The organism is Paludibaculum fermentans (genome assembly GCF_051172195.1).
In the GTDB taxonomy this organism is placed as follows: domain Bacteria; phylum Acidobacteriota; class Terriglobia; order Bryobacterales; family Bryobacteraceae; genus Paludibaculum; species Paludibaculum fermentans_A.
On record NZ_JBPJAQ010000001.1, the window covers coordinates 1,327,213 to 1,343,158 of the forward strand.

At 62.8% G+C, this 15,946-nt stretch carries 14 protein-coding genes; 6 read left to right on the forward strand and 8 right to left on the reverse strand.

Annotated elements, in window-relative coordinates:
• Window positions 1–42 precede the first annotated feature (42 nt).
• From ACR9Y2_RS05375 to ACR9Y2_RS05390, 4 genes are read left to right on the forward strand one after another with little or no spacing between them, the layout of a single operon-like run.
• Window positions 43–597 (forward strand): RNA polymerase sigma factor, encoded by a 555-nt coding sequence (locus ACR9Y2_RS05375; protein ID WP_435040030.1) that lies wholly within the window; start codon window positions 43–45, stop codon window positions 595–597.
• Window positions 590–2,302 carry a zf-HC2 domain-containing protein gene (locus tag ACR9Y2_RS05380; protein WP_435040031.1) on the forward strand — a complete coding sequence of 571 codons (1,713 nt, stop codon included), beginning with the start codon at window positions 590–592 and terminating at the stop codon, window positions 2,300–2,302. Before ACR9Y2_RS05375 ends, ACR9Y2_RS05380 begins: the two co-directional genes overlap by 8 nt.
• Before the next feature lie 15 nt (window positions 2,303–2,317).
• Window positions 2,318–5,311 (forward strand): carboxypeptidase regulatory-like domain-containing protein, encoded by a 2,994-nt coding sequence (locus ACR9Y2_RS05385; protein ID WP_435040032.1) that lies wholly within the window; start codon window positions 2,318–2,320, stop codon window positions 5,309–5,311.
• Window positions 5,312–5,366: 55 nt separating this feature from the next.
• Complete coding sequence (locus ACR9Y2_RS05390) at window positions 5,367–6,137, forward strand: SDR family oxidoreductase (RefSeq protein WP_435040033.1); 771 nt, start codon at window positions 5,367–5,369, stop codon at window positions 6,135–6,137.
• A gap of 56 nt (window positions 6,138–6,193) precedes the next feature.
• Here ACR9Y2_RS05390 and ACR9Y2_RS05395 read toward each other — a convergent pair whose 3' ends face one another.
• The 5 genes from ACR9Y2_RS05395 to ACR9Y2_RS05415 all read right to left on the reverse strand — a co-directional run bounded on the left by ACR9Y2_RS05395 (window position 6,194) and on the right by ACR9Y2_RS05415 (window position 10,356).
• Window positions 6,194–6,976, reverse strand: coding sequence for a hypothetical protein (locus ACR9Y2_RS05395; protein ID WP_435040034.1), 783 nt, complete (start codon window positions 6,974–6,976; stop codon window positions 6,194–6,196).
• Window positions 6,977–6,995: 19 nt separating this feature from the next.
• Window positions 6,996–8,384: a sigma-54-dependent transcriptional regulator gene (locus ACR9Y2_RS05400; RefSeq protein WP_435040035.1), complete on the reverse strand. Its 1,389-nt coding sequence runs from the start codon at window positions 8,382–8,384 to the stop codon at window positions 6,996–6,998.
• Entirely contained in the window at window positions 8,381–9,412 is a 1,032-nt protein-coding gene (locus tag ACR9Y2_RS05405) for a two-component system sensor histidine kinase NtrB (protein WP_435040036.1), read from the reverse strand. The genes ACR9Y2_RS05400 and ACR9Y2_RS05405 overlap by 4 nt, the downstream gene beginning before the upstream one ends.
• A gap of 183 nt (window positions 9,413–9,595) precedes the next feature.
• A complete protein-coding gene (locus tag ACR9Y2_RS05410; RefSeq protein WP_435040037.1) occupies window positions 9,596–9,991 on the reverse strand; it encodes a hypothetical protein in 396 nt (131 codons plus the stop codon).
• The gene (locus ACR9Y2_RS05415; RefSeq protein ID WP_435040038.1) at window positions 9,988–10,356 is read right to left on the reverse strand and encodes an HPF/RaiA family ribosome-associated protein; all 369 of its coding nucleotides are present in this window, start codon (window positions 10,354–10,356) and stop codon (window positions 9,988–9,990) included. Before ACR9Y2_RS05415 ends, ACR9Y2_RS05410 begins: the two co-directional genes overlap by 4 nt.
• Before the next feature lie 221 nt (window positions 10,357–10,577).
• Between ACR9Y2_RS05415 and ACR9Y2_RS05420 the strand changes: the two genes are divergently transcribed.
• Together ACR9Y2_RS05420 and ACR9Y2_RS05425 are read left to right on the forward strand one after the other, a co-directional pair.
• Window positions 10,578–12,392, forward strand: a complete 1,815-nt coding sequence (locus ACR9Y2_RS05420; protein ID WP_435040039.1) for an alpha/beta hydrolase family protein — start codon at window positions 10,578–10,580, stop codon at window positions 12,390–12,392.
• Between the two features lie 19 nt (window positions 12,393–12,411).
• A complete protein-coding gene (locus ACR9Y2_RS05425; protein WP_435040040.1) occupies window positions 12,412–14,181 on the forward strand; it encodes an ArnT family glycosyltransferase in 1,770 nt (589 codons plus the stop codon).
• On the opposite strand, the gene ACR9Y2_RS05430 is transcribed toward ACR9Y2_RS05425, so the two are convergent.
• From ACR9Y2_RS05430 to ACR9Y2_RS05440, 3 genes are read right to left on the reverse strand one after another with little or no spacing between them, the layout of a single operon-like run.
• Window positions 14,150–14,947, reverse strand: a complete 798-nt coding sequence (locus ACR9Y2_RS05430; protein ID WP_435040041.1) for a glycosyltransferase family 9 protein — start codon at window positions 14,945–14,947, stop codon at window positions 14,150–14,152. The two genes, ACR9Y2_RS05425 and ACR9Y2_RS05430, sit on opposite strands and share 32 nt — an antisense overlap.
• The gene (locus ACR9Y2_RS05435; protein ID WP_435040042.1) at window positions 14,944–15,414 is read right to left on the reverse strand and encodes a protein-disulfide reductase DsbD domain-containing protein; all 471 of its coding nucleotides are present in this window, start codon (window positions 15,412–15,414) and stop codon (window positions 14,944–14,946) included. The genes ACR9Y2_RS05430 and ACR9Y2_RS05435 overlap by 4 nt, the downstream gene beginning before the upstream one ends.
• Entirely contained in the window at window positions 15,398–15,934 is a 537-nt protein-coding gene (locus tag ACR9Y2_RS05440) for a TlpA family protein disulfide reductase (protein ID WP_435040043.1), read from the reverse strand. The genes ACR9Y2_RS05435 and ACR9Y2_RS05440 overlap by 17 nt, the downstream gene beginning before the upstream one ends.
• Between the last annotated feature and the right edge of the window lie 12 nt (window positions 15,935–15,946).

The following is a 15,946-nucleotide window of genomic DNA, read 5'->3' on the forward strand; positions in this document are numbered from 1 at the left end:
GGCGACACCCGTTTGAGGTACGCTCCCCCGGGTCAGACTGAAATGGGTTCCGACGCATTCAGAGAAGAGTGGGCAGGGATCTTGTCATCCACACCATCCACACCGGCGATGCAAAGCCGGGTGGCCAAATTGTTTGAAGAGGCTCGCGACGACGTGTATCGCTACCTGATGACCCTCGGCTTGCATCCACCCCAAGCCCAGGAGGTGACTCAGGAGGTGTTTTTACGTCTCTACACCACGCTCCGCAAAGGGGAAGAGATCCGCAACGACAGGGCGTGGATCTTTCGTGTTGCCCATAACTTAGGGCTTAGGGTGCGGTCCCGGGAGAATGCCCGGGCCGTGTACGATCCAGACTTGGGCGTCAATCTCGTGGATACCGCGTTGAATCCGGAGCGTAGCGTGATCGAACGCGAGCAGATGAGCCGCGTGCACGAAGCCTTGAAAGGATTGTCTGAGCAACAGAAGCGGTGCCTGCACTTGAGAATGGAAGGTCTGCGTTACCCGGAGATCGGAGCCATTTTAGGGATCAGTCCATCGACGGTGAGTGAGTTTTTGCGGCGTGCAATCGCCCGGCTGAAGAAGGTGCGACATGAGTAGTGTCAACGACCGCTCAGGGTATTTGAGCGGCCACCCCAGTGATGGCGAATGGCTGCGATTCGCGGACGGTGAGGTCACCGGCCGGGAAGAGAAGCAACTGCGTGCCCATCTGGCCGCCTGCTGGCAGTGCCGCGCGGCGCTGGAAGAGACCCAAAAGGCCGTCAACGCGTGTGTCGAATATAAGGAAGTGGTTCTCAAAGCTGGTTATCCCGCTCCCCCTGAGCCCTGGTTCGACATTTATAGAGAATTCGAGAGGATTGAAGAAAAGACGGCCGGGCAAACCTGGTTCGCCCGCTTTTCGAATTGGATGACCGCCGCGTGGACGGTTCGGCGGACTTCCTATGCGGCCATCGCTACCACCCTGGTCGCCCTGCTCGTCTGGCAGTCATGGCAACTGCCCGCGGTTCAGGCGGCCAGCCTGCTGCGCCGCGCGGTCGCTTCCGCTGAATCGAGACCGGCCAAGGTGCGCCGCGTGAGGATCAAAACCAAAAGCGCGACGCTCACCCGAGTGATCGGCTCCCCACTGCAGGCTACACAAAATAAAGATCTGGAACCGATTGAAGCACTGTTCCGGCAGGCCAATTACGATTGGGACGATCCGCTCAGCGCCAGGACCTTCCAGCGTTGGCGGTCGCAACTCTCCTCCCGGCACGACGAACTGACATCCACGATGGACGCCGCCGCTCCGGAGAGCCGGTACCACCGGATCAGGACAACCACAGAATCCGGCGAACTGATTGCCGCCTCCCTCACCCTGCGGGCTTCGGATCTGGAACCGACGTCAGGATTGCTGGAGTTCCGGAATCATGAGCCTATTGAGATCCAGGCGGTTGCCGCCGAGCAATTGCCCGCGGCCGATTCTACTTCTGTAGTGTCAGGCGTCGGCACGCCGCAGCCAAGCGCGCTCCCGCCCGGGCCTGAGGCTCCGGCACAGCCTGCCACTTTGCATGACGAACTTCTTGTTTTCAAAGCCTTGCGCGGGATTGGGGCGGATCTGGATCAGCCCCTGGAAGTGACGCGGAACGGCCCGGCGGTGGAAGTGACTGGTGTCGCGGTGCCCGCCGAGCGACGGCAGGAGTTGCATGCTGCCCTTGACGCCTTACCCCGGGTGCGGCTGCAGTTCAATGACGCCGGCAGTGTGAGCGCGGCGCAGCTGGAACGACATCTGTCGAATTCTGGCAATTCGATCAGCCCCGAGATCGAACAGTTGCAGGGGCGCCTGGAGACGGCCCTGGGCGGCCGGGCCGCTTTCACCAATGTGGCGGACCGGGCGCTGGAATCCGGCGATGATCTGATGGCCCGCATGCACGCTCTACGGCGCTTGGCCGAGAGATATCCTACAAATATAGAAAATAGTATGACTGGAGAGGAACGCAGCCTGCTCGCCGGCTTGCGGCACGATCATGCGGCTGCTGTGCTGGCCCAGGCGGCCACGCTGCAGAAGTTGCTGGCGCCCGCATTGCGCAAGGTGGCCCCGAGGGTGGACGCGCGGCCCGCCACCGCGCTGGGCGCCGGTCCCTGGCAAAGTGCGACGGAGCAACTCTTCAACACCAGCCGGCAGGTGGATTTGCTGCTGGCCGGGGCGCTGGCAGCGACGCCCGCGGCGCGTCCCGCTGAGTCGATTCCCGGTGACCTGCTGGCCCGTTTGGCCGACCTGATGGTCCAGGCTGAAAGCTACGAGAAGATGGCCCGGGAGGTGCAGTAGAAAAGTTCGCCAGCCATGCGACACTGCCCGCCGCCCGCGCTGTTTGCCTTTTGTTTCGTACTCGCCCCCCTGACGGCGCAAACCCTCACGCATCTCTCCGGGCAGATTACTGATCCCTCCAGCGCCGCCGTACCGGGCGCGATCGTCAGTGTCTCCAGCGAGGACACCGGCTTCCGGCGTGTGACCATGACGCACTCCGACGGCACCTACCTGGTCGCCGCGCTCCAACCGGGCCTCTACAAAGTCATGGTCCGTAAGGATGGGTTCCGCACCCTGGTCCGCTTCGGCGTGAAGTTAGACGTGGCGCTGGCGGCGCGGGTCGATTTCAACCTGCAGATCGGCAGCATGCAGGAGACGATCACGGTGGAGGACACTCCAAGCGGCCTGAGCCGCGAGGAGACCTCGGTGAGTACCCTGATTGGCCGCCAACCCATTGAAAATCTTCCACTAAACGGCAGGGGCATCCTCAGTCTCCTGGAGCTGGCGCCCGGCACTGTGGTGACCCCGGCGACGCGTGGAGAGGCCGGCCAGTTCACCACGAATGGCCAACGGCCTAATACCCACGGTTTTTCGGTAGATGGCGTCAGCGCGAACTCCAGCGTGATTGGCGGCGGCCTGCCCGCCCAGACCACCGGTGGAACACTGCCGTCCATGACCGCGATCGGCGGTATGGCAGGCATCATCGCCCTCGACTCCCTGAACGAGTTCGTGGTGCAGACGTCTTCCACGGGGTCCGAGTTTGGGCGCTACCCCGGAGCACAAGTCTCGCTCAGCAGCCGTTCCGGTTCGAACGAATACCGCGGTGCGCTCACTGAGTTTTTCCGCCACGAGAAACTGGCGGCCAACGACTGGTTCATGAACAAGCCGGGAGAGGGCCGGACGCCCTTGCGGGTCAATGACTTCAGCGGAGCATTGGGTGGCCCGCTGCTGCGCGACCGCACGTTCTTTTTTCTCAACTACGAGGGGCTGAGGCTGTTGCAGCCCACCTCCTGGATGCAGGCCGTACCGACGGCGCAACTACGCGGCAAGGTGCAGAATTGGGTTCGTCCGGTACTGGAACTCTTCCCGCTGCCGAATGGCCGGAACTTTGACCAGAACATCGGCGAGTGGACCGGACGGATCAGCCGGCCCGCTCATTCGGACAACGGGAGCGCGCGGTTGGACCATGCGTTGACCCAGAAGATCACCCTGTTCGCGCGCTTCCAGGAAGCGCCTTCGTCCAGCCGCTTCGGCAGCTCGCAAATCAGCGATTTGGACATCGATTCGAGAACCATCACCTGGGCGGCCAACTTCCGGCCCAGGCCAGACGCCGTCTTCGACCTGCGAATGAACTTCGCCCGGATTGAGGCCCACTCCGTCTGGCGTCCGGCGGATCCGACGGATTCGGCCGGCTGCACGATGAACGCGGTAGCAAGCACCTTTCTGCCGACCAAGAGCGCCTGCAACTACCTGTACCGGTTCTCCATCGCCGGCGTGGGCCAGACAGTTTCCGGCGCGGAGAGCGTGCAGCGCCAGGGGCAGTGGCAGATCGTACCAAGCGCTTACCTGATCCGCGGCGCACACCAGTTCCGTTTCGGCGGCGATCTACGGAGACTCGATCCCTCGCGCCGCGATGTGGACGGCAGCTTCAGCATCATCGCCGAGAGCCTCGAGGACCTGGTGGAAAGCCGCAATCTCTGGACAGCCTCGTCCACCCAGCAGAGCCGGGCCGGACGCCTGCTGGAGTCCTCGCTGTTCTTCCAGGACACCTGGCGCATCCACCGCACCCTGACGTTCACGGCTGGTGTCCGCTGGGAACTGGCGCCGGCGCCAACGACCAAGGACCTGACCGAGAATCCGTTCGGCGGAACGCCCAGCACGAGTCCCAGCTCAGCAATCTGGCCCATGCGGTATACCAACATCGCGCCGCGAGCCGGGCTGGCCTGGCGGCCGGGCCACGCCGGGCAGATGGTGATCCGCGCAGCGTACGGTTCCTATTACGACTCGAGCCTCAGCTTGGCTACGGATCTTGTCAATGGAGGTCCACTGAACATGGAGCAGTTCACCAGCGGGTCCTCGGCGCCGTTCACGACAATCCTGCAGTATGGCTTCGACAACAATGTCCGCCTGCCGCGCGTGCAACAGGGGAATCTTTCCGTGGAGCGGGCCTTCGGGCTGAACAACCTGCTCTCCGCCAGTTATGTGTTCGCCAAGGGCCAGTGGCTGGTGCGGCGCGAGTACGGCACGCTGGGGGGAAACGAGCTAATCCGGACGGTCCTCTCCACAAATCACGCCTCGTCGGATTACCGGGCCCTGCTGGTTCAGTACCGGCGCCGGATGGCGCGCGCCCTGCAGGCGCATGTCTCCTATTCCTGGGCTCACTCGATTGACGACAGTTCCAGCGACGCGGCCCTGTTCCTGGTGAACGCGGCCACGGTGGGCAGCAGCAACCGGGGCTCCTCGGATTTCGATGTCCGCCACTCGTTTACGGCGGCCTTCACCTTCGCGCCGAGGGTAATGCGGGGCGTAACGCTCGACGGCATCTACCGGGCGCGCAGCGGTTTCCCCATCACGGTGGTAAACCAGGAGTACGCGATGGGTTTGAGCTTCTCGAACGCATTCCGGCCCAACCTGCTGCCGGGTGTGCCGGTTTGGCTAAACGATCCCACCGCGGCAGGCGGCAGGCGGCTGAACGCGGCGGCCTTCCAAACCACGGGGACGACTAAACAGGGCAATCTGGGGCGGAATGCGATCACCGGTTTCGGAATGTCGCAGATGGATCTCGCCGTGCGCCGCGATTTCCGATTGAGCCGCCGCCAGACACTCGAGATGCGGGCTGAGGCGTTCAATCTCCTGAACCATCCGAACTTCGGCGACCCGGTGCGAACGCTGGCCAGCCCGCTGTTTGGACAGTCCACTTCGATGCTGAACCTGATGCTAGGTACGGGCAGCCCGGGCAGTGGACTGGCTCCGGTCTTCCAGTCCGGCGGTTCCCGCTCTGTCCAGTTGGTGCTGCGGCTCCGCTTTTAACCCTCCCTCCGGCTGCGATAACCTATCCACAGCAAAGAAAAGTTGAGGTTTGAGAATGTCCGATCTTTTTGACCTTTCCGGGAAAGTAGCCGCCATTGTGGGCGGCGGCGGCGTGTTGGCCGGCGAGATGGCCCTTGGACTGGCCCGTGCCGGAGCCGACATCGCCATCCTCGATTTCAATCTGGACGCGGCGAACGCGCGGGCCGCGCAGGTTCGTGAGTTGGGCCGCCGTGCCATCGGCGTCAAAGTCGATGCGACCAAGAAGGCCGACCTGCAGGCCGCGCTGGACGCGATCCTGGCGGAACTCGGCCATGTCGAGGTCCTCGTGAATGCGGCCGGGATCAACTCCGGCACCCCGTTCTTCGAGATCACCGAAGAGGAGTGGCACCGCATTCTGGATGTAGATCTCACCAGTGTCTTCCTGGCCTGCCAGGTCTTCGGCCAGCATATGGTGCAACCCGGCAAGGGCGGCTCGGTCATCAACATCTCGTCGGCCTCGTCCGGCCCGCCGCTGTCGAAGGTCTTCACCTATTCCGTGGCCAAGGGCGGCGTGAACCAGGTGACGCAGTTCCTGGCCCGCGAGTGGGCGACCCAGGGCGTGCGCGTCAACGCCATCCTGCCGGGCTTCTTCCCGGCCGAACAGAACCGTAAGCTGCTGACGGACGAGCGCGTGGCGTCCATCATGAAGCACACGCCGATGAACCGCTTCGGCGAAGCTTCGGAGTTGGTGGGCGCAGCCGTGTATCTGGCTTCCGACAAGGCATCGAGCTTCGTGACGGGCTCGATTATGCGTGTCGACGGCGGCTACATGGCAATGACGATCTAGCGCCTGCTGGAGATTGCCGGAATGGGCCGGGGGCGCGCGCCTCCGGCCCATTTCCATTAGTGGATCAACCGGCGGACAGGGACATAGATGTCGGCTGCGGTCAAACCGCACTGCTGTGCCATACGCAGGCAGTAGTCGATCTCGCCCATCCCCTTGACGTGGCTGTTGGAGCCGAAGGAGAACTTCGCCCCGGCGGCTTTGGCACGGCGGATGAACGCGGCACTCGGCACCTGGAAGTGGGCATTGATCTCTATGGCGACATGGTTGCGCACGGCGGCCTGGATCAACCGGTCCATGCGGGCAGTGGTCCAGAGGGCGTCGTATTGCGACTTCAGCTTCTCGGGGACATAGGTCGGATTGGCCCAGATCTGGATCGGCTGCGACAGTACACGCTCGTTGAAAGCAACGTACCGGTCCATGAAGTCCTGGGCTTCGCCCACTTCGATATTGGGCAGCCAGAGCCAGATGCTCTTGCCGCTCCTGTCGGGGAAGACGAGCGCGTCCGCGGCGATGTAGTCGAGTTGGCCGCGCAGGTCGGCGGAGAGGCAGGTCGCCCAGTCAAAGCCGTAGACCTGGAGACCGCGCCACAGCGGTTGGTCCCGCACTTCTCCCAGGAACTCACCCAGCGTCTGGTTGTCGTGAATGTCGCCGCGGCAGCCCCCTTCGGCCAGGATTCCGAAGCGGACGCCCAGCTTGCGGGAAAGGGCGGCGGCATCGGCAGGTTTCATTTCCGGTGTGTTGTGGTCTTCCCCGTGGAGGTGGATGTGCAGGTCCACCTTGGGCAGGTCGGCGGCCAGCAGCACGGGTGCGCAGAGAAGCAGTAAGAATTTAGAGACCATAGGATCTCTTTTACTGTAATCAACCGGGGCCCGCGTCTGTGCCCTTACGCCGGATGCCGTGCTTCTCCATACGGTAGATGAGCGTCTTCCGGCTGATGTCGAGATAGCGCGCGGCGTGGGTCTGATTCCAGTTGGACATCTCAAGCGCCTTCACGATCAGTTCCTTCTCCACCGAATCCAGGCTCAGGCCCTGCGCGGGCAGGTCGAGGCTGACGGCGGCCGCAGACGGACGCGCCTTGCGGATCATCTCCGGCAAGTCCTCTTCCGTGATGGTGTTGCCGCGGCACAGCACGACGATGCGCTCGACGATGTTCTCCAATTCGCGGATGTTGCCGGGCCAGCGGTAGCCCTGAAAGAACGGGATCAGCCTGCCTGGCAGATTCAGGTCGGGCCGGCCCACTTTTTCCTTCGATTTGAGGAAGAAACTCTGGACCAGCTCGGGGATGTCCTCGGCGCGCTCGCGCAGCGGAGGCAGTTCCAGCGGGATGACCGCCAGGCGGTAGTAGAGGTCCTCACGGAAGGCCGCGTCCTCGATCATGGCCTGCAGGTTGCGATGTGTGGCGGCAATGATGCGAACGTCGACGCGGCTGGCCGTAGCCGCACCCACCTTTTCAATCTCACCCTGCTGGATGAGGCGGAGCAACTTGGCCTGCACCTCCATCGGGAGCTCGCCGATTTCGTCCAGGAAAAGGGTGCCCCCGCTGGCCAGCTCCACCTTGCCCTGCTGGTGGGACACAGCTCCGGTGAAAGAGCCTTTCACGTGCCCGAACAGCTCACTTTCCAGCAAGTCCCGCGGGATGGCGCCGCAGTTGATCGTGACAAAAGCACGTTCCTTGCGCGGGCTGTTCTGGTGGATGGCCCGCGCGAGCAACTCCTTGCCGGTGCCGGTCTCGGCGCGGATCAGGATTGTGGAATTGGTCTGTGCGGCGCGCGACGCCATGTCCAGCACGGTCAGCAAGGTCTCCGACTGCCCGATGATGCTCTCGAAACCGTACTTGCGATCGAGGTTGGTGCGCAGGGTGCGGACCTCTTCAATCAGCCGCGAATGCTCCAGCGCGCGGCGTACCAGCAGGTTCAACTCCTCGAAGTCGATGGGCTTCGTGAGATAGTCATACGCTCCGGACTTCACGGCCTCAACGGCGTTCTGGATGGTGCCGAAGGCGGTGATGATCACGACGGGGAGATCCGGATTGGACTCGCGCAGCCGGCGCAGCAAGTCCAGGCCGGAGAGGCCGGGCATGCGCAGGTCTGTCAGGACGAGAGCGGGAGGATCGTTCGCGGCGAGGGTGAGCGCTTCTTCGGCCGTGCCGGCCGTCAGCACGGAATAACCGGCGTCCTCCAATTGAGTTTGCACCACCCACCTGAGATTCGCATCGTCGTCCACCAGCAGAATGCTCTGTGCAGTCATACTCCCTTTCGTTGCAGCGGCAGATGGACACTGAAGGTCATCCCTTTTCCGGGATTGCGGCGTGCGTCCAGCCAGCCGTGCATCTGGCCCACAATCTGGTGGGCCACGGGCAGGCCGAGGCCTGTTCCGTTCTCCTTAGTCGTAAAGAATGGGTCGAATAGTTTGTCGATATCGCCTGGGGCGACGCCGGAGCCCTCGTCGCGGACCCGGATCCAGACGTTGCGGCGGTCCGCACCGGCTTCCAGGACGACTGCCGCGCCATCCGGACTGGCTTCCACGGCATTGATGAGCAGGTTTAACAGCACCTGCTCCAGTTGCTCGGAGTCGCAGTAAAGCGACGGGATCTTGCCCTGCTGGCGGCGTTCGATGGTGATGCCGCGGCGGCCGACGCGATGTTCCGCCAGCGCGGCCACGTTTTCCAGCAGGGGTTCCAGCGCCGCCTGGCCCATCTTGGGCGGCCGCGGCCGGGCGAAATTGAGAAAGGTGGTCAGCAGGCCGTCGAGGCGGGCGCATTCCTGCCCGATGATGGTGACGCAGCGCGATTGCTTCTCGTCCAGGGCGGGTGCGCGGCTCAGGATCTGCGCCGCTCCAGCGATGCTCGCCAGCGGGTTACGGATTTCGTGCGCCAGTCCGGCGGAGAGTTGCCCAATGGCCGACAGGCGCTCAGCCCGCTTCATCGCTTCGGACGTCTCCTGGATCTTCTGGTAGGCGGCGTTCAGCCGTTCCGTCAGGATGCCGGTGCCGGTTCCGACAAAGCAGAACACGACGCTCTCCATGGCGTGGTGGAGCATGGTGTCGGTCTGCTTGAGGGAGAGGATCAGGCCGCTGCAGAGGCCGGCGGTGACAAGGCCACCGCGCCAACCATCATGTACGGCTGAAAACAGGATGGCGACATAGAACAGACGGGGCAGCACGAAATGCCAGTTGACGCGCTCCAGCGGCACGGTAGCCTGCAGCGCCGCGATGGAAAACGCGGCGAGAACGACAGCCGAGCGCTGCACCCATACATATCGTGTGTCGGTCACCATGGCCGTTACTTCCTTATATTGTGCCCATGGGATGGCCTGGACAGGGAGCTGAATTCAGCTCAAACAAAAAGTGGGCCGCCTCCGCGGGCGGCCCATGTTTCAGTTCCAGAATTTGACCGCCCGCCGTGACGGCCGGGGAGAAGGAGTAACCCGGTGTCACGGCGATGGCGGAGTAATACGATTTCAGGCGGCGTCGCATTGGGACCGTGCTTCTGCCTGGCTTGAGGCGAAATGCCACGCACAGGCAACGGTCCAGGCTGGCTCCATGGCCTCAAAGGGCCTCACAATCGTGTCGTAGACACCTGCGTCCTTGGCTTCCTTGATGTGGCGCGGGCCATCGCAAACGGCTACGACCAACGCGGGCGGATCCAATTGCCGCGCAGCATTGACGGCCTGGCTCCAGGAATGATCCGTAACCAGGATGCCGCCCGCCGCCTGAGGCAGCTCCTGGGCGGCATGTTCCCAATCAGCGAAGCAGAGTACATCCCAGCTTTGCTTGGTCAGGACCCGAGCGAGTTCTCCTCGCAGGACGCGATCTTCGCTTACCACCAACAGGGGTGGGTTGAACGGCCAGCTCAAACGGCACCTCCCACCTGCTCTAAACGAGCAGCACGGCGATGCAGGCGGTGTGCGGCGTCTTCCGGCCGGCGCCTGCGCAGAGACTGTTGAATTCGATAACCCAAGCGCCGTGCCGCGCCATCGACAGCGCCGGCAAAGGTCGCGTTCTGCTCCAGGATCTTCACTCGTTCCAATCCGGGCAGTTCGGCCGTGATCTGGCACAGCTTATCCACCCCGCCCTTCGGACCATTGGTGTCGTCCAGATAAACGACCACCTCGGCCAACCGCGTTTCGTAACGGTCCAGGGCAAAGCCGATCCGCCGTTCAACATACTGCTGCAGTTCCCCAGTCAACTCGATGCCGTGTGTCCTGATCGACAGATTCATTGGTGCCTCCTACCCTTCTCAATGGCAATCGCCGTGCCAATCGATTTCCACCTGGAATCAATGAGATATGGGGATGCAAGGCGGTTTTAGTGGTCCTTTTGAGGCAACCCTTACACTTTGAGTGCGATTTCCGACAGTACTTCCTTCCAGACAATACCCTTCGTCCGCTGGGGATTGCCTGCGTCGCCTCATCCGGCGGGATGAGCTACAATTCCGGCACAATGACCTCCCTCGTGCTATTGCTGGCCCTGCTCCAGCCGCCGGACGAAATCAGGGCGAAAATGGCGCAGTCGATCGGCGGGCTGCCGGACGTCCGGGCGGACCTGAATGCGCGCGTGACGGGCAGCTTCGAGCGCCAGGGGTACCGTGTCGAGAAGCTGTTTTTCGAGTCGCTGCCCGGCTTTCGGGTCACCGCCAACCTGTACATACCCACCGGGTCGGAAGGACCGTTCCCGGCGGTTCTGGGTGTGGCGGGACATGCGGACAGCGGCAAGGCCTATCCCACCTACCAGAAAGTCTGGATTACCCTCGCCCGGCGCGGCTACGTCGTGCTTGCCTACGATCCTCCGGGTCAAGGCGAGCGCTTGGAGTATTTCGATCCCGAACTGGGTCTGTCCCGGGTGGGTCCCGGGGTGAAAGAGCACATCACGGCCGGGGTACAGTGCCTGCTCACCGGCACCTCCATCGCCCGTTACTTCATCTGGGATGGGGTCCGCGCTGTGGATTACCTGCTGACCCGCAAAGAGGTGGATCCGGCCCGGATCGCTGTGGCGGGCAACTCCGGCGGTGGAACCCAGGCCGCCTACCTGGCGGTGTTCGAACCCAGGCTGGCGGCGGCGATTTCCTCCTGCTACATCACGCAATGGCGCGAACTGATGGAGGGCCCGGGGCCTCAGGATGCTGAGCAGGTCCTGCCCGGCTTTCTCAACATGGGTCTGGACTTTGTTGATTTCATTAAGGCTTTCGCTCCGAAACCGTTCCTGGTCACCTCCGCCACACGGGACTTTTTTCCAATTGCAGGAGCGCGGGCAACCTTTGCAGCGGCGGCGCGTCACTACGAGTCGGTGGACGCTCCGGGACGGGTTTCGTTCTTTGAGTTCGACGATACGCACGGCTGGTCGCAGCCGCGGCGCGAGGCGGCTTACCGCTTTCTGGATAAGTACTTAAAGGGTGTCGATGCCGAAGTGCACGAGGATTCCATCGATACTGAGCCGGAGAGTTTGCTGTGGGTGACGCCTACGGGTCAACTGGCGCCGTCCTTTGGAAGCGAGACGGTATTCTCGATGAACCGGGCGCTGGCGCAGAGACTCTATCCCGCGCGCAAGGCGCAGTCGGCCACGAATCCCCAGCAACTCCGGGAGTTGATCCTGCGGCGGGTTGCGCCGGCACCGCTTCATCTGATCGCGCGGACGGCGCCGCGCGGCAGCCGGCCAGGCATGGTCACTTCGGGCGTACCGGAGGTGGACCTGGCGGAATTGAGGGCGGCCGGGTATGTCCTGCGAGTGGTGAATTCTCCTCTTCCCCAGGGTGATTCAGGTGGATACAGCGCGGCCTACCAGGCTGCCGCGAAAGAGTGGCTGAACGGGCGGTCGCTTCTAGCCTGGCGTGTGAGCGAGTTGACCAGTGCTTTCTACGACCTGGCGGCCGACCCCGAGGTCGATCCCGAGAACATCTCCGTGTGGGGTCGAGGTAACGCCGGAGTGGCTGCGCTGCTGTTTACGGCACTGGAGCCGCGCGTCGCCCGGGTAATGGCGGAAGACACCATCACCAGTTGGTTTGTGGGCACACAAAGCCACCTGCATTCCAATCTGGCCGAGATCACGATCCCGGGCGTGCTGCTGGATTTCGATTTGCCGGACCTGGTCAAGGTGATCGCACCTCGGCCGATTTGGCTGGTGGATCCGCGCACCCCCACCGGTGCCAGGTCGCCGGCAGTGGAGTATCCGCGTGCGTTCGTCCAACTCTATGAGCGGCCGGAGGGTTGGCCGGTGTTGAAGGCATTCGGCGCCTGGCTGAACGCGCCTGTCCTGCGCTGAGCAGGGGTACACTGATTACTTGCGGAAGCAAGCACTCCTGGTCACCCTGTTTGTGCTGCTGGTGAGCCTGCCCTTTTGGAATCAGGCGATCCAGGGCGACGATTACTACTACCTGGCAGCCGCGCAGCACGCGCAGATCGACCCGCTGCATCCCCACCACGCCGAGTATGTTTTCCTGGGGATTCCCATGAGTATGCGGGGCCACTCGCATCCACCGGGGGACGCCTGGCTGCTGGCGGGGATCCTCGCTCTCGTGGGTGACATTCGCGAGGTGCCATTCCACGCCGTTTATTTTCTGCTGGCTTTGACCGCGGCGCTCTCAATGCTCGCCCTGGCCCGGCGGTTTGTGCCGGAGCGAGCGGTGGAGGCAACCTTACTCTTCTGTGCGGTGCCGGCGTTTCTGGTGAATGCGACCTCGCTGGAATCGGACCTGCCGTTTCTCGCCTTTTGGGTACTGACCGTGGCCTTGGTGGTGTACGACCGCCCGAAGAGCGCCGGGTTGGCGCTGGCGGCTTGCTCGTTGATGGCCTATCAGTCGGTGGTGTTGATCCCGATTCTGGGCCTGTATTTCTGGCAGCAAGGGACGCTGCGCAGGAACTGGTGGCTGCTGACCGTGCCCGTACTTGGGTTCGTGGGCTACCAGGGCTTTGAGCGGATCACCAGCGGCCAGTATCCGGCTCTGGTGCTGGGCCAGCATTTTCAGACATATAAGTTCCAGAGCAGCGAGATGAAGGTGCGCAGCGCCATCGGGCTGACGGGCCACCTGGCAGTGATGTTCACCCCGCTGGGGCTGTGGGCGCTGTTGCGTAGCCGCGACCGGTTTCTCAGCGCCTGGGTGGCGATCTTCTACGCAGCGGCGCTGGTGCTGTTCTTTGCAGGATCGGCGCGGTATCTGCTGCCGCTGGCGGCTCCGTTTGCGATTCTCGTGGCGCGCTATTACGCCGCGAAGCCCCGGTTGTTGTGGCTGATCTTTGGCCTGCAGTTGGCTTTGGGGCTGGGGCTGGCTTCGGTGAACTACCAGCACTGGGATGGTTACCGGAAGTTCGCGGCGGCGGCCATGAAGGACACCGCCAACCACCGGGTGTGGGTGAATAGCGAGTGGGGTCTGAGGTTCTATACGGAAGCCGAAGGCGCGCTGACGGTGACCCGAGGGCAAACACTGCGGCCGGGCGATATCCTGATCGGCAGCCAGCTGTCGGACCAGATTCCGTACACCACCGGCGGAGGGCAGGCGGTGGAACAGATGCGTGCGGAGATCCGGCCCACCTTGCCGCTGCGGCTCGTCGGCCTTGGCTCGCGGTCGGGTTACTCCAGTGTGGCTTTCGGCTTGTGGCCTTTCGATCTCAGCGACGCGCCGGTGGATATTGTCACGAAGTCGCTGATTGTAGAGAAGAAACCGGAGCTTTCCTGGCTACCCATGTCGACTGTGGCGGCCGAGCATCAGCTCGTCAGCGGCGTCTATAACCTGGAAAACCAACAGTGGCGTTGGATGAGCGGGCGGGCGGTGTTTCTGTTGAAGCCACCAGCTACCCCCCAACCCCTGATGGCAAAGGTGTACATCCCTGATGGGGCTCCGGGACGAACGGTGATACTCACCCTCAATGGAGTTGAAGTCGTGAAGCAGACCGTTCCGAAGCCGGAGAGCTACACGCTGGAGACCGGGCCGTTGACCGCGCCGGGTGACACGGCGACGGTGGTGTTGAGCATCGACCAGGAGTTCAGCCCGCCGGGCGACAACCGTCGTTTGGGCATGATTCTCACCGGGATCGGGTTTCAGCCGAAGCAGTAAGCAGGTCGGAGGCCTCGGCCGCGACGCGTGCCGGCGGCCAATCCCAGGCGGCAATGCGGACATGCCGGCCGCGCGGGGCCCAAACGGCGGGATCGGTGGGTCCAAAGACGGCCACGACCGGGACACCGCAGGCGGCCGCCAGGTGGGCGATCCCGCTGTCGTTGCCGACGAAGAGACTGGCAGTGCTCAGCCAGCGAGCCAAATCCCCTAAGTCTTGGAAACGAAAAGCTTCATCGAGGGACTCCTCGGGACCGGCACACCAGTGGACCGGGAGCTGCAGTAGGCGGGCAACCTCCTGGAAGCGTGCCAGCGGCCAATTCTTAGATTTCCCACCGGAGAAAGGGTGAATGACCGCGAAGCCCGCGGGCCGGTGCTCGATGGGCAAGCGGGGGCTTGCGCCGAGCGGCGCGCCGACCTGATCCAGGTAATAGTCGACGGCGTGCAGGGGGGAACCGGTGGGCGGCAGGGCGGTGAAAAAGCGAAAGGGGAGATGGCCCACTTGGGCTCGGAAGTCCTCGCGATTGGCGCCGTACCAGGAGACGATGTCGTCGAATGCGGCGAGACAGTCGAGAGTGGGTTGGGCCAGATGGAGGGCGTCGAGGCCGGTGGAGACGAGGGTGCGTGTGGCACCTAAGTGGCTGAGAAGTGGAAGATTGACGGATGGCGCCCACAGCTCTGTGGATTCTGTACAGAGGTGTTCAAGAGCGGGTAAGGAGACGATAGTATCGCCGATGGCGCCCGGGCGAACGATCAACCGGCGGGTCACTGCATCAGGATGGGCAGTTTGATCTCGACGCTCTTGGGCGGCAGGCACATCTTGTCGTTGCAGGCCTGATAGCGCAGCTTGCCGGTGATGTAACCCGGGCCGAGCGCCGGATTGGCGGCCCGCTTGAACTTGGTTACCACCGAGAAATCGCCGCCGAAGACGGAGATGGGTTTGGCGGCGAAATCGTACTTTTCCAGTTTGGCTTTGGGGTAGATGATCTCCGCCACTTCGAGGGCGCCCGGTTCCCAGGTGAGTTTGAAGGGAATCAGGTACTCCTCAGTGGGGGTATTGGAGTTGGCATGATAGCCGGGGCGAATGGAGAGTTTGAGCTCGAAGGCGGGGTTCTCGGTCCGCTTCACAATGAGCTTGGCAGGTTCCGTGACGGTGAGCACACCGGTGGAGGGCGCCTGGGCAAAGGCGAAGGAGGCGCAGAGCGCGATTCCGGCCAACCTACTGAAGCAGTTCATTGATGTCGCTCTCATACTCTTTTCTGCTGATCAGCCCCACATGCGTATTGGCAATGCGGCCTTCCTTGTCGATGATGAACGTGGTGGGCAGGGCGTCAATTCCGCCATAGAGCTGTTCGACGGACGCATTGCCCGTAACGACCGGATAGTTCACCTGTTTGTCCGAGATGTAGGGCTTAACCACTTCCCAGCCTTCGTCGTCCAGAGCCACACCGATCACGGTAAAGCCTTTATCCTTATAGGTTTTCTGAAACTCGATGAACCAGGGGATCTCGATCTTACAGGGGCCGCACCAAGTGGCCCAGAAGTTGAGCAGCACGACCTTACCCTTGTAGTCGGCAAGGGTGATGGGTTTGCCGTCAACGTCCTTGAGGGTGAAGTTCGGGGCGGGATTGCGGGTACTGGCCGGTTTGGAGCTGGGCGGCTTTTCCAGGCCTTTTTGAGCCTGAGAAGCACAACCCGCCATCGTGACCACAAAGACTGCGAGCGTGGCGGCGCTGCGCTTCCAGGAAGATGTCATTCAATAGGGTCC